The organism is Leucobacter sp. NPDC058333 (assembly GCF_042726155.1).
GTDB lineage: Bacteria > Actinomycetota > Actinomycetes > Actinomycetales > Microbacteriaceae > Leucobacter.
Genome location: NZ_JBHXHV010000002.1, coordinates 44526 through 58257 on the forward strand (window position 1 = coordinate 44526; position 13732 = coordinate 58257).

Sequence of the window (13732 nt, forward strand, 5' to 3'; positions counted from 1 at the left end):
TGGCAGCGCGCATCCGGCTGCGGCAGGGGGCGGCGCCGGGCTGAACGGTGTGGTACGTGGGGCGGGGCGGTCCCTGACGCACGCAACAATTCACACTTGATCGTAAAAACGTAGTTTCGTACTATTGCCGTATGGATGATCTTCAGTCCCTCAGAGATGGCCTCCGTTTGCTCACCGACCGCGTGGCTGCACTTGAGGGCGACGGCTCCGGCGGCCCCGCAGTCGAACCGGCAGGTCACGTGCCCGACACGGCGGCTCTCCCGGTTTCTGACACCGAGGTGTTCTGGGCACTCAACGGCGTACAGTCGCGCCGCGACAATCACCCCTCCACCGAGCAGGGCGAGGTGATGCTCGTCGGTTCCGTGACGCTGCCAACGGGTACCCCGGTGGCCTGGCAGCAAGGAGCGGCAACTGGCGCACTCTTCGAGGAGGACTGGTCGGAACGCGCGGCGTCGTTTGCCGCCCTCGGCCATCCCATCCGGCTGGAACTGCTGCGGCAGATTCTGAGCGGTGTACGCACAACCGCCCAGCTCGCGTCCACAGAAACGCTCGGCACGACGGGCCAACTGCACCATCACCTGCGACAGCTCGTCGCCGCCGGCTGGGTGCGCCACAGCGGTCGAGGCAGCTACGAGGTGCCTCCCGCTCGCGTCGTGCCCTTGCTCGCGTGTCTTGTCGGGGCCGAGCGATGAACCGGCTCGTCGAGTCAGGCCTCGCGGTGTACCGCCTTCGCGGCGCACTCATCGCCGTCGGCGCGGTCGTGCTGCTTGCCAGCACGCTGCTTGGCCCGATCCTGGCCGGTATCACGAGGGAGGTACGCCTCGGAGTCAGTTTCACCGGCATGGGCGTGTTGCTCGTTGGCGGCGTCGTGTCGATGATTGGACCGCGCCTCATCCCGGAGCGCAGCACGGTCGACGTCACTCCGCCGGTTACGGGGCGCTGGCTCGCAATGAACAGCCCAGCGTCGAAGGTGCCGAGCCACGGCGTGCGTGCGTATGGCCAGGCGTACGCTATTGATCTCGTCGCCGAGCCAGCTCCCGGCGGGTGGGAAGCGGAGGCCCCGCTCGCAGCGCGCCCCGAGTTTGGATCGACCGGGGCCATGCGCGATCCCGCGGACTATCCGGCGTTCGGGGCACCCGTCAGGGCCATGATTGAGGGCACCGTCGTGCGGGCATCGGGTTGGCGGCGAGACCATCGCGCTCGATCGAACATGCTCGGCATCATCTACATGATGGTCGAGGGTGCGGTGCGGGAGTGCGGTGGCCCGGGGTTCATCGTCGGCAATCACGTCGTCATTCGCGGCGCGGACGGGGTGTACGCACTGCTCGCACACCTCAAACGTGGTTCAATCACGGTTCGCCCCGGAGACGCGGTTCGCCCCGGAGATGCCATCGCGCAGTGCGGCAACTCGGGCAACACCAGCGAGCCTCACGTACACGCGCAGCTGATGGACCGCGCGTCGGCCACGCTCGCTATCGGAGTGCCGATGCGGTTCGTGGGCATCTCGCTCGACGAGGATCGGCAGCCCGTGACCGGGCTGCCCCGCACCGAACAGCACATGACGGCGTAGGCGCGAGCGCGGGCGCGAAGTCGGGACACCGCAGGCGACGCGGCGGTAATCTGAGGGCATGGCGATCCTGATCGATCCTCCCGCGTGGCCCGCGCACGGCACGCTGTGGAGCCACCTCGTTTCGGACGAAAGCTATGAGGAATTGCACGCCTTCGCACGGCGCCTCGGATTCTCCCGCCGCAGCTTCGACCTCGATCACTACGACGTGTCGGCCGCCAACTTCGACCGCGCGGTAGAGCTTGGGGCGTTGCCGGTGAGCGGCAAGGAGGTCGTATTTCGCCTGCGGAAGAGCGGTCTTCGGGTACGCCAGGCGGATCGCGGCTCGGTCACCCCTCAGCGTCGCCGGCAGTATCTCGTCGATCAGTGGGCCCGGCTTGGCGAAACTCTGGATGTCACTGCATCCGGCGACGACTGGCAACGCCTCGGCGCGGACTTGATCGCCCGCTGGAACGAGCCCCACCGGAGCTATCACGACGAACGCCATCTCGAGGACGTGCTCCTCGCACTCGATCACCTCGGCATGCGCGGTGAACACGTCTCCCCCGTTCCCCAGCTCGCGGCTTGGTTCCACGATGCCGTGTATGAGGGAGCCGCGGGCGCCGACGAGCGCGCGTCTGCAGACCTGGCGGTGAGCGCTCTGACTGACCTCGGGATCGATGCCCACGTCGTTGATCGGGTGCGTCGCTGCATCATTGCGACGATTCCGGGCGGCCAGGTCGCCGGCGCTGCAATCGAATCCGCAGCTCACGGCGCCGAGGTCGACCAGCTTCTCGACGCGGATCTCTGGATATTTGCCTCCCTTTCAGAACGCAACGCCGAGTACGCCTCCTCCGTGCGCGCCGAATATGTGAGTGTCCCGGATCGAGAATTCGCGGCGGGCCGCGCCCGCATCCTGGCCAGCTACCTCGACCGCCCAGCGATGTACCGCACCACTGCTGCCCGCCACCTGTGGGAGCCTCGAGCCCGCATCAATGTGGAGCGCGAGTTGAAACAGTTGCGCGAGGTGAGCGCTCGCTTTTCGGCCCAGCCGGCTGATTTGTGCGCCGGGCCACAGATCTACCGCAGCCCAACCGCGTGACCCAAAGCCGACTCAAAACGCCGACCACGTCACGAACGTCACTATCTGGCTGGCACTCTCCACCTCTGTTCGCAATTTTCACCAGGCAGGTTTACCCCTGATAAGCTACGGAAACTGGCCATTCTTCGACAGCGCCCAGAGGGTTTGAACAAGCCGGTTTCCCCTCGACGCCAGGAGCTATCGCTGCGGCTTGGCAAAGAGAAGGTGGCCGAGCTAGTGCGACGCGTCGAGGCGGGTGAGAGTGCCCCGTCGCTCGCGCGAGAAATCAAGGTCTCCAACTCGACATTGATTCGGATGTTCCGGGCGCAAGGTGTGGTGCTCCCAAAACGGCAGGTGACTGACGAGGAGGTAGCCATCATGGCGAAGGAATACAGGGCAGGTGTTACCGTACGCGAGATCGAAAACAAACATGAGTTCTCGCACGGAGCGGTATTGCGGAGCTTGCATCGCAGCGGGGTTGAGATGCGGGCGAAGGCACCGCGGACGAGCTAACGGCGCTTCCGTTGCTGTTTCGCTTGCAGCTTTCGCGGGAGCGATCCGCCAACGTCCTGGCTAGACAGGTCGATGATTGCCTTGGCAAGGCGTCGCACGTCCGGCTTCGGACGAGCGACGGCAGCAATGCGCACACTTCGATTCTTCGCAGTAGTAGTTCCCGTGGCTTGCCGTGTGGCGACTCATTGCTCGTGAAGCCCTCGGGCAAGCAGTAACACCTGGAGTGCACGTCCCGTTTTCTGGGGTAGAGAAGGGAAGGCCTTGGTCATGACGGCACGGTGCTTCAGGGCTTCCACGTCGCTGAACGGTTCGGTTGGAGCATAGAAATCGTGGAGGTCATGCTGGCATTGGAGCGATACATCACCAAAAGCAATCGCATTGTGGTCATGCCACTCCTCGATGAGGAGGCGACGCTGAGCGAGATAGTCCCTGGAAGTGAGTCGCGGCATAGATACTACTCGCCATGGACCACTCCCCCGAGGATGCAAGCACATGCATGTCCGAGGTACTTGCAATAATCAGCATGATGGCGCATAAATAAGGACACGAATGAATACAGAGCAATCCAACACAACTACCCCACGACGCGTGCTCACTATCGACGGCGGCGGAATCAAGGGCGTGTTTCCTGCGGCCTTTCTTGCTGACCTCGAGAGCGAACTCGACCAGCCGTTAGCTTCCTACTTCGATCTCATCGTCGGAACGTCGACAGGTGGAATCATTGCGATCGCGTTAGGCCTTGGTGTTCCAGCCGCGGACATCCTCAAGTTCTACGAGGACAAGGGTCCGCACATTTTCAAGGGAAGTAAGAGATTCGGCCCGCTGCGCCAACTCGTCACCGCCAAATACGATCCGGCGCCACTCAAAGCTGCTCTCAGCGAGGTATTTGGTGATCGAAAGCTGGGCGAAAGCTCGACGCGCCTAGTGATCCCGTCGCTCAATCTCTCAACTGGTGAGGTCAACGTCTTCAAGACTGCTCACCATGAACGATTCGAACGCGATTACAAGATGCTCGCAGTTGATGCCGCGATGGCCACCGCTGCCGCACCAACGTACTTCCCCACGCACCGACTCACGAACGGCGTACCGCTTGTCGACGGAGGCATGTGGGCCAATAACCCCATGGGAACGGCAGCAGTCGAGGCAATCGGTCTCCTCGAGTGGCCGAAGGGCAGCATCGAGCTGCTCTCCGTCGGGTGCACCGATGCACCAGCCAATTTCAAGGCAAGTCAAGAACGCCGACACGGTCTCGTCAATTACTGGGCAAAACGAATCGTGAAGATATTTATGTCAGGGCAGTCGTCGGCTTCAATCGGGACTGCCATGCTCCTCCTTGGTCATGATCGCGTCGTGCGAGTCTCGCCAAGCGTCGACGAGAACCAGTACCGGCTCGATGGCGTTGAAGGAATCCCAGAACTCCGAGCACTCGGAGCAGATCAAGCACGCACTCAACTACCGCTCCTGCGCAAGCGCTTCTTCACAGATACTAAAGAACCCTTTGTCCCGGTTCGCTCACTCGAGAATCCTGAGGTTAACCGATGAAACTAGTCAAACATTTCGACGCCTTCCTGAAGTACAAAGTCGACCTGAGCGATACCCGAATGACCCAGCTGAACGACCGCACCACAGCGATCACCAACTTCCTCCAAACCGGGGAAGACGATTTCGCGAGCAACTTTGTTGACGTCTTGCCCCAAGGTAGCTATGCGCACCGGACAATCATCAATCCAGTGCGCGCAAACGATGAGTTCGACGCAGATCTTCTCCTCTATATTGATGAGATCGAGGACTGGGAGGCTGAAGATTACGTCCAGGAGCTTTACACCGTCTTCCGTGGAAGCTCCACCTACCGCGACATGGTCAGTCGACACGATCGCTGCGTCAAGATCGACTACGCAAACGAGTTCCATATCGACGTCGTCCCGTACCTGGAGAGACACGGCCAGCACTACATCACGAACCGGGCCGAAAACCGCTTCGAGCTAACGAACCCCGAGGGCTACAACGAGTGGCTCGACGAGCGAAACCGACTCGCGAACGGTCGTTTGATCAAAGTGATCCGCCTTATCAAGTATCTTCGCGATTTCAAGGACACCTTCAGCTGCAAATCAGTGATTCTTTCAATCCTCCTGGGCAACAGTGTCAGCGACGCGTCAGTGTGGGGTGACGACAGCCTCTATCCCGATGTCCCGGCTGCGCTCAAGAACATCATCGGAGACCTGGATGACTATCTTCAGGCGAACGCAACGATGCCAAGCATCGATGATCCCAGTGAGCCTACCGAAAACTTCAATCATCGTTGGAACCAGGACGAGTACGCCAACTTCCGCACGAAGATTCATGTCTATCGCGGATGGATTGACGATGCCTTCGAGGAAACTGACGTCGAGGAGTCGACAGTCAAATGGCGTCGTCTATTTGGAGACAAGTTCGGCACTTACGACACGGCGGTGAAGAAGGCAAACGAGGCTCACATTGGTCGCCAAGGAGTCAGAAATACCGACGAAACACTCTCAAGGAAGCTGGGGATCGCTACTCATCCCAACAGGGCATATCGGGTCAAGCTGACTGGACGAATTCCGAAGCGAAACGGCTTTCGCGAATACGAAATTAGCAAGTATGGAAATGTCGCTCCTCGCGGCAGCACAATCAAGTTTCGAGCAAAACACAATGTCCCTGGGCCAGTAGAGGTCTATTGGAAGGTGCGCAACACAGGCGAAGAAGCGATCAATGCTGATTGTATCCGAGGGCAGATTGAACTCGACGGTGGAACGCTAACACGAAGCGAGCCAACGAAATATCGCGGCCGTCATTATGTCGAAGTCTACGTCGTCAAAGATGGCATCTGCGTGGCAGTCGACCACCAAGACGTCATCATCAGGTAGCACTCGGTGCAGGCAGATTCATGGCCGGGGCGATGTTCTGGTTACGACACAATTGGTACATCCAACAGGGGTGAGATTTTGGCGCAAAACTCGACCGTCATCGCAGGTGCTCAAACAGATTCATCCCGGAGCACAGTCATTGCTCGAGCAGATGACTCGAACTCGCGCGGCGCTACCTTCCCAGCGGTCGTCAGCTTTCGGTTAGTGCTACAAGTGGTGTACGTGCAGTAGCTTCTACCCAGTGGCATGGTAAAGATAACGTCAGTCACGTTGAGGGTGGTTTCGAACAAGTTGAATCGCTGACACCGAAGTCCAAAAGATCCAGTCCAGGTACTCATCGCCGTAGTCCCCTCGCTGGGCAGTATCTCCATGGCGAATCATGAATTTGTTGAAGATCTGGAAGAGGGCGTTCTCATCGCCGGAAGTGAACTGAACGGATTTCAAATCTTTGCGTCGAAGTTCCAGGTAGTTTGCGAGCTGCGCAATTGCCGCTCGACGATCTGTTGTAGTTGCTGCTCGCTTGCGATAGAGCTGGATTGCCTCCGCGACAATGTTGTCGCGTTCGGACTTATCTACGGCGACTGCCTGATCAGCCAGTTCGTCGAGACCCAGAGCGGCATGCCGAATGAGCTTGCCCGTTTCATCGCCCCGACTACCTAGCCTTAGGCCAACATCATACGAGTCAAGAAGATCGTTCACTCGCCAGCGGTAGACAACTCCACCAGACGCCTTATTGTAGTCGTCGTAATGGTAGCCGCAATCGTTCCAACCATGCATCGAGCGCGTTCGTGGACGTTGAGCTTGGTCATGAAGGTACTCAATAACGGAGAAGAGAACATCGTCCGGGAAGGACAAGGACTCTTGTTTCAGATCATCTGGCCAAGCGACATCGTACAATATCGCCTTACTAATGTCGGCACCTGGATTTTCATTCCAAGATCCATAGATGTCGACGCACCCTTTGGGTAGCACTTTAGGGAAATACCCGCACTCCTGCATGTCCTCTATAAGTTCAAGGAAGGCTTGGCTGAGAAGCTTTCGCTGAGCCCTCGGTGAGGCGCCTTCCTGCCGCTCCAGCCAATACTGCGCACGCTTATAAGGCCTAACCGGGCTGCCATCGGCGATCAATGCCCGCAAGCGCGTACGATCTTGGTCATCGTTTGAGGCGCTACTGGGCCAGGACGTTGCCAGCGTCGTTGCGCCAGCGACATCAGCATCTGCGAATGCTTCGCTGAGGAGGGCTTCAATCTTGGCAGAAAGATCTCCTTTCAACGCCAGGATCCTCTTGGCCTCCCATTCAAAGAGTTCCCTTGGCCAAACTAGAGAGTAGTCGAGGCCTGCCTCATCAATCAACAAGAGCTCCTGTCCCATAAAAAACTGCCAATCTCCTTGAGGGTATCTGTGACTTCTGGCGTGCGCAGAACGCCTCACCGAAGATGCTCGCATGGATCCACCACCGAGTGCACTCCGCAAATTGCGCAGATAAACGGAACACGCAGCGTGCCGTCTCTAGCGCTCATCGGCTCTGGCTCGCAGTCAGCACCGCGCGCCGCGCAGGTGCGGTAGCTCAGGTCTTCGGGGAGCGGGCGGATCTCTATACGGCTAACGCCCCTCTGGCCGATACGGACTCCATCCGCCCAGGAAGGGCTTCAGGTTATCCGGCTTGGGCTCCCGGATGTCCGGCACCAGCAGCTCGGGTGAGCTGAGTGGGTCGAGCTGCCGCATTATGACCTCCGCATCGCAATGCCGCAGCACTCGCGTACCTCGAACTACTGCTCAATCCTGGCGAGCTCTACCGCAACGCCGCGGACAAAGTCCGACGCCGCCTTCTCCAGGCCTTCTTCACTCGGCTCCGCATCTACGAAGACAGCGATACCGTACATATCGAAGCGGAGCGCACGGAGGCGAACAACTCCTTCCGCGACGCGGCAGCGACCGCGCGCAGCCAGACGCCGGCGGAGAAATCAAAAACTCCCCGCAATGCTGCGAGGAGTTCCGATCTTCTGGGAAAAATGCCAGTTCATTTGGCTTTTGGTTTGAACAAGAGCACTATGGCTGGGATACCAGGACTCGAACCTAGAATGACGGTACCAGAAACCGTAGTGTTGCCAATTACACCATATCCCAAAGCGGAAATCCGCAGCTCCAAGGAGCGCGGCACCGAGAGTTAACTCTACCCTGATTGCGTGGCTAACTCAAAACGAGGTGCTGCAGAGTTCCGCCCGCGCGCGTCGTGGCAACGCGCTCCTCAATCCCGCTCAATCCCTTCAAGCGCTGGTGCGTGCAGCGCGAGCAGTTCCTCGTAGGTCTCGCGCCGCGCGACCAGCCGGGCTACCCCGTCGCGAACGAACACGATTGCGGGCTTCAGCGCGCCGTTGTAATTGTTAGCGAGCGTATAGCCGTAGGCCCCGGTGGTGGCGAGTACGGCAAGGTCTCCCACTCGGGCTTCGGGCAGCTGCGCCCGATCGACGAGCAGGTCGCCCGACTCGCACTGGCGACCGACCAGCTGCGCCGTCTCGGTCCACGGTTCAAGCACGCGATCGGCAAGCACCGTCTCAAATCGTTGGCCCATAAGCGCCGCGTCCATCTGGTCGGCCATGCCGCCATCGACCGCCACGAACGTGCGCCCGGTGCGCTTCACCGTCGTCACGCGGTACAGCGTGACACCAGCCCTCGCCACGAGCGCGCGGCCCGGCTCAATCATGAGGCGCGCGCCCGACGGCAGGTGCTCTTTGGCGGCCGCAACGATGGTGTCGAGATACTCGTCGACCGAGGGCGCGACCTCGTCGAAGGTGTACTTCACGCCGAGACCGCCGCCGACGTCGTAGACATCGAATTCACCCGCGGTCGAGATCTTCGCCACGGCCTCGCCGAACTGGTCGACATCGAGAATCTGCGAACCGATGTGCAGGTGCACGCCCTCAAACGCCATCAGGGGATGCGCGCGCATACGCTCGATTGCGCGCAGCGCCTGATCCATCGGCAGCCCGAACTTCGAGTCGGATCCGCCGGTCGCCTGCGACGCGTGCGTCTTCGCTTCGACCCCGGGAATGACGCGCAACAGCAGCTTCTGCGGCTTCGTAAGCAATCGTTCGAGCCGGTCAAGCTCGTCTTCGTTATCGACGATGATCGTATCGAGGCCCGCGTCAATCGCCATCTGCAGCTCGGCGTCAGACTTCGCGTTGCCGTGAAAATGCAGCTTTGAGGGAGACACCCCGGCGGCGAGCGCGAGCTGCAGCTCTCCGCCACCCGCGATGTCAACTGACAGGCCCTCTTCGGCCGCGAGACGATACATGCCGACAGCCGGGAAGGACTTCGACGCGAACAGCACTTCGGAGTCTGGCCAGCGCGCGGCAAGACCGTCGATGAAGCGCCGAATCTGTCGCCTCAGCCCCGCCTCGTCATACACGTACAGCGGGGTACCGTATTGCTCCGCGAGTTCACGCACTGACACCCCACCGATGTGCAGTACGCCGTCTGCGTCGACACCCGATTCCTCGGGCAGAATCGACCACAGCTCCCCCACTCGCGTGCCGGGCGGGTTCGGCTGAGTGATCTGGGATGCGCTGCGCGCGGGATCAGTCGCTGACGTCATATGAGTATTCCTTACTTGGTGCCGATTATGAGGTACCGCACGCCGTCGTGGCTCAATCGAGGTCGTCCGGTGTGATCAAGCGAGCGCCGTCATCGTGGAGTAGTAGTTGCGCCCTCAGTGGAGCGGGCGCGCCGCCTGCTCCGGGCCGAAGACCGCTCTCCTCGGAGATGGCGGCCGCCCAGCGCCGGTCCCGGTGGCTGAGGGTGCCGCTGCCTCTACGCTCCCACATCCACAGATACTGATGTGCACCGACGAATTCTGCCACCATGCGCGCTCGTTCGACCAACACTTTTGCGAACCGAACGACGCCGAGGTCTTCAGTCGAACAGGGCTCGTCTGGCTCCGTCGGAAGTTCATCCATGGGCATCAGTGGGCCGGTGAGTCGGTGCTCGTTGTCGAGAAACATCAACCACACCTGACGCTTCTCGGCGCGTTCAAACACGCGCGTGAATTGGTCTGCGAGGGCGACGTCGGTGGCGAGTGAGCGGAGTGGATCGATTCGGGTGTCTGTGGATGTCATGTGATCAAGCCTGCGGGGCTGGGTGCCGCCGTGGATCCTCAGATCGCAATCTGTGGATACATCGGCGGCACCCAGCTTCAGCATGACCCTGTGCACGGACTCCCGGTTACGCGAGACTGCCGCGCACCGCCCTATCGCTTCGAGTTCTCACCCTCGCGACGATCGCTCTCAAGTTCTTCACTCTCAAGATCGCCACCGTCGTACACGTCCCCCTCAGACGACCCCAGACGGTAGCGCCCCGGCCCGACGAGCACGATCATCCCGGTATCGATGCGGCGACCCAGCACCGAGTTTTTGCGGCCGGTGAAGTAATACCAGACCAGCACGAGTACTGTCCAGATCGCAAAGACCTCGATGGTTACGAGGCGCAGATCCTTGATGATCCAGAGGCAGCCAATGATCGACAGGATCGGAATCACCGGGTACAGCGGCACTCGGAACCTCCGCTCGAGATCGGGCTCGCGGCGGCGCAGAACGATCACGGCGACCGAGACCACTGTAAATGCGGCGAGCGTACCGATCGACGTCATCTCAGCGAGGAAGTTGATGGGGATGACCCCCGCAAGAATCGCTACAATCACGGACACGATGATCGTGTTTGCGATGGGCGTTCCCGTGCGCGGGTTCACACGGCTGAAGATCTTCGGCGCCATGCCGTCTCGCGACATCGTGAAAAGAATACGGGTCTGACCGTACAGTACGACGAGTGTCACGCTGAAGATCGAGATCACGGCACCCGCGGCCACGACAGTACCCGGCCATGATGCACCGACGATATTTTCGAGGATCGCCGAGAGGCCAGCACTCTGCCCGTCGAAGTCCCCGGTCGCCTGCGCGCCGAGCGCCGTTACTGCCACCATCACGTAGACAGCCGTGACGATGATCAGTGCTGCGATCAGTGCGATCGGCAGGTTACGACGCGGGTTCTTCGCTTCGTCACCCGCGGTCGCGACCGCGTCGAGGCCGACGAACGAGAAGAAGATAATGCCCGCACCAGTCATGATGCCGCCGAGACCGAACGGCGCGAAGTTCGCAAAGTGGTCGATGTTCCAGCCCGTGATTCCCACGGCCACGAAGAAGATGAGCACGGCGATCTTGATGCACACCATGATCGTGTTCGTGATGACCGAGTGGGAGGTGCCGCGAATCAGCAGCAAGCAGCAGAGCCCGATCAGGATCACCGCGGGCAGATTGACAATGCCACCCTCTTCAGGTGCATACAGGAGTTCATGCGGAAATTCGAATCCGAACAGGTTCTTGACCAGCTGGTTCACGTACTGCGACCAGCCAACCGCGACCGCTGCCGTCGACACACCGTACTCGAGCAGCAAACACGCGGCGACGCCCATCGCGGGCAACTCGCCGAGCGTGCTGTACGCATATGAGTAGGAGGATCCGGACACCGGGACGGAACTGGCGAGTTCGGCGTAACACAGCACCGACAACCCCGCCACGAGACCCGCGATGATGAATGACCAGATCACGGCCGGACCTGCCACGGGCACGGCCTCGGAAAGGATGAAGAAGATACCGGTGCCGATGGTGCCACCGACACCGATCATGGTCAGCGGGAAGAGGCCGATGCTGCGCTTGAGCTGACTGCCGCTTTCACCGCCGTCTCGGGGAACGGGCTTCACGCGGAATAGCTGCTGGCGCAGGGAGCTTGCCATGGGTGTTGTCTCCAGACTTCGTTGTCACAGGGCCCGCGGGCCCGGTCGTTCATCCCGACGCGGTAGTGCTTGCCGGGTTCGTGGTGTCCTGCAGCGGCTCCTGTCGCTGAGGGTCCGCGGCGGTGGGCCGCGAAGTCAGAGCGGCACCGTCACGGGCGCCGCGGTTCTCCTGCTCGGAGTCAGCTCTCCCGAAGCACTCGGAAGCTCCCGACACTCGTGTCGATTGCTCCGCGAACGTAGCCAGTCGGAGAGGCCGCGACGGCCTGTAAAAATGCTACCGCCTCGTCGGTGATTTCTTCGCCGGGCATGACGTTCGGGATGCCCGGCGGGTACGCCGCGAGCGTGTCGGCGGACACGCGCCCGATGGCGTCAGCCGCAGCGACGACCTCGGTGTCACCGAAGAAGCCGTCACGCGGGCTGACCCGGTACGCGCCCGGCTTCGGCAAATTCGGGAAATCGTGAATGTCGCCAGCGGCGGCGCGCTCGACGTCGGCTTCCGGCGACTCGACGGACGCGACCATGGCTGCGTACACCGCGTCAAAGTCGGGCGTCTTCCCGGCGCCGATGACCGCGACGATGGACGTTGCCGTCGACATCTCGAAGAAAATATCGTGCTGCTCGATGAGGTGCTGGCGCAGCCAGTGCCCTCCGACCCCGGCGCCGCTCACGTCGATCGGCACCCGAAGCAGGTCGGTTGCCACGATGTCGTCAAAGCGATCGAACGTGTCGCTCACGACGCTGAAGCGATCATCTGCGCGCAGGATCTCGCGGAAGCGACGCGCTCCCGCGACCGAGCGTCCGATTTGCTCCTCGCCGGTCGCAAGCGCGTGCCTGGCGATGTCGAGGGAGCCGCGCAGGATCGCGCTCGTCGAGGTCGACGCCGTCATGCTGAAGGCGCGCTCGATCAGGGGTTCCAGGCGGTCCGCGAACGGGCCATATCCCAGGTGCAGCATTGCCGATTGTGTGAGTGAGCCGGCCAGCTTGTGCGTGCTCGAAATCACGACGTCGGCACCGAGGCGCGCTGGCGACTCCGGCAGCTCCGGGTGAAAGCCGAAGTGCGGGCCCCAGGCGCCGTCGACGATGAGCGGGGCGCCGTGCGCGTGCGCAACCTCAGCGAGGCCGCGCACATCGGCGACCGAACCGAAATAGCTCGGCGAAATCACGTAGACCGCGTGCGCGGGGGTACCCGCCTCGTCAGCCTCAGTCAGCGCGGCTTCGAGGGCCGCAGGCGAAACGCCGTGCGCCATGCCGTGTTCGGTATCGACGCTCGGCATCACGTAGTACGGGGTGATACCGGCGAGAAGGATCCCGTCACTGAAACTGGAGTGCGCACTGCGCTGCGAAAGGATGCGGTCGCCGAGCCCGCGCGATGCGAGGGCGATCGTGCGGTTTGCCTGGGACGCGCCGTTTGTGAGGAACCACGTGCGCTTCGCACCCCACGCGTCGGCGGCGAGCTCAAGTGCTTCGTCAAGCGGCGTGCGATCCTGCCCCGTCGCGAGCAGGTCGATCCCGTCCATCAGCATCGGGATATCCATGCGCAGGGCGCGTTCACCGAGGAACCCCGCGAGACGCCCGCTGAGATCGCGCTCCGTTCCGCCGTGGCCCGGCACCATGAGCTGGAGCGGGGCCCGATCGGCGTAGGCCTCTAGCGCGTCGGCGTAGGGTGCTGAAGTGTGGTCGAGCTGGTACCTCGGCTGCGGAGTGGTCGCGGCTGGTGCGGTCGTGGCTGGTGCGAGTGAGCCTTCGACGCTGCCGGTGCCCGTGGTATCCGGAAGCGCGACTGAAGCGGAGGTGACATCGGTGTGCAGCATGTCCACATCGTGCTCTCATATCGCGCGGCGCGGAATCCCCGAAACCACTGTGATCTCACATATCATGTATGTGACTGACCGTGATTTGCGCTCGCGTTCAAGATATGGCAT

10 protein-coding genes and 1 tRNA gene are annotated in these 13732 nt (G+C 61.4%); 5 read left to right on the forward strand and 6 right to left on the reverse strand.

All coding sequences use genetic code 11. The features are described from left to right. The first annotated feature begins 131 nt into the window (after nt 1-131). The 5 genes from ACFWHR_RS08175 to ACFWHR_RS08195 all read left to right on the forward strand — a co-directional run bounded on the left by ACFWHR_RS08175 (nt 132) and on the right by ACFWHR_RS08195 (nt 6025). The gene (locus ACFWHR_RS08175; protein WP_382447803.1) at nt 132-692 is read left to right on the forward strand and encodes an ArsR/SmtB family transcription factor; all 561 of its coding nucleotides are present in this window, start codon (nt 132-134) and stop codon (nt 690-692) included. Next, complete coding sequence (locus ACFWHR_RS08180; RefSeq protein WP_382447804.1) at nt 689-1570, forward strand: M23 family metallopeptidase; 882 nt, start codon at nt 689-691, stop codon at nt 1568-1570. Before ACFWHR_RS08175 ends, ACFWHR_RS08180 begins: the two co-directional genes overlap by 4 nt. A gap of 58 nt (nt 1571-1628) precedes the next feature. Beyond that, nucleotides 1629-2648 (forward strand): DUF4031 domain-containing protein, encoded by a 1020-nt coding sequence (locus tag ACFWHR_RS08185; RefSeq protein WP_382447805.1) that lies wholly within the window; start codon nt 1629-1631, stop codon nt 2646-2648. Between the two features lie 1041 nt (nt 2649-3689). Continuing rightward, nucleotides 3690-4682, forward strand: coding sequence for a CBASS cGAMP-activated phospholipase (locus ACFWHR_RS08190; RefSeq protein WP_382447806.1), 993 nt, complete (start codon nt 3690-3692; stop codon nt 4680-4682). Beyond that, entirely contained in the window at nt 4679-6025 is a 1347-nt protein-coding gene (locus ACFWHR_RS08195; RefSeq protein ID WP_382447807.1) for a cyclic GMP-AMP synthase DncV-like nucleotidyltransferase, read from the forward strand. The genes ACFWHR_RS08190 and ACFWHR_RS08195 overlap by 4 nt, the downstream gene beginning before the upstream one ends. Nucleotides 6026-6286: 261 nt before the next feature. Here ACFWHR_RS08195 and ACFWHR_RS08200 read toward each other — a convergent pair whose 3' ends face one another. From ACFWHR_RS08200 to ACFWHR_RS08225, 6 genes are all read right to left on the reverse strand, one after another. Continuing rightward, nucleotides 6287-7378, reverse strand: coding sequence for a hypothetical protein (locus ACFWHR_RS08200; protein WP_382447808.1), 1092 nt, complete (start codon nt 7376-7378; stop codon nt 6287-6289). Between the two features lie 699 nt (nt 7379-8077). After that, nucleotides 8078-8152: transfer RNA gene (locus tag ACFWHR_RS08205), tRNA-Gln, on the reverse strand. A gap of 121 nt (nt 8153-8273) precedes the next feature. Continuing rightward, nucleotides 8274-9620, reverse strand: a complete 1347-nt coding sequence (gene lysA, locus ACFWHR_RS08210) for a diaminopimelate decarboxylase (protein ID WP_382447809.1) — start codon at nt 9618-9620, stop codon at nt 8274-8276. A 52-nt stretch (nt 9621-9672) separates the two neighbouring features. Further along, a complete protein-coding gene (locus ACFWHR_RS08215; RefSeq protein WP_382447810.1) occupies nt 9673-10140 on the reverse strand; it encodes a hypothetical protein in 468 nt (155 codons plus the stop codon). Nucleotides 10141-10271: 131 nt separating this feature from the next. Next, entirely contained in the window at nt 10272-11810 is a 1539-nt protein-coding gene (locus ACFWHR_RS08220) for an APC family permease (protein WP_382447811.1), read from the reverse strand. A 179-nt stretch (nt 11811-11989) separates the two neighbouring features. After that, the gene (locus ACFWHR_RS08225; RefSeq protein WP_382447812.1) at nt 11990-13621 is read right to left on the reverse strand and encodes an aminotransferase class I/II-fold pyridoxal phosphate-dependent enzyme; all 1632 of its coding nucleotides are present in this window, start codon (nt 13619-13621) and stop codon (nt 11990-11992) included. Between the last annotated feature and the right edge of the window lie 111 nt (nt 13622-13732).

Excerpts from the sequence above, each read along its gene's own strand:
- ACFWHR_RS08175 (WP_382447803.1), top strand. The coding sequence starts at position 132 with ATGGATGATCTTCAGTCCCTCAGAGATGGCCTCCGTTTGCTCACCGAC.
- ACFWHR_RS08180 (WP_382447804.1), top strand. The coding sequence starts at position 689 with ATGAACCGGCTCGTCGAGTCAGGCCTCGCGGTGTACCGCCTTCGCGGC.
- ACFWHR_RS08185 (WP_382447805.1), top strand. The coding sequence starts at position 1,629 with ATGGCGATCCTGATCGATCCTCCCGCGTGGCCCGCGCACGGCACGCTG.
- ACFWHR_RS08190 (WP_382447806.1), top strand. The coding sequence starts at position 3,690 with ATGAATACAGAGCAATCCAACACAACTACCCCACGACGCGTGCTCACT.
- ACFWHR_RS08195 (WP_382447807.1), top strand. The coding sequence starts at position 4,679 with ATGAAACTAGTCAAACATTTCGACGCCTTCCTGAAGTACAAAGTCGAC.
- lysA (WP_382447809.1), bottom strand. The coding sequence starts at position 9,620 with ATGACGTCAGCGACTGATCCCGCGCGCAGCGCATCCCAGATCACTCAG.
- ACFWHR_RS08215 (WP_382447810.1), bottom strand. The coding sequence starts at position 10,140 with ATGACATCCACAGACACCCGAATCGATCCACTCCGCTCACTCGCCACC.
- ACFWHR_RS08220 (WP_382447811.1), bottom strand. The coding sequence starts at position 11,810 with ATGGCAAGCTCCCTGCGCCAGCAGCTATTCCGCGTGAAGCCCGTTCCC.
- ACFWHR_RS08225 (WP_382447812.1), bottom strand. The coding sequence starts at position 13,621 with ATGCTGCACACCGATGTCACCTCCGCTTCAGTCGCGCTTCCGGATACC.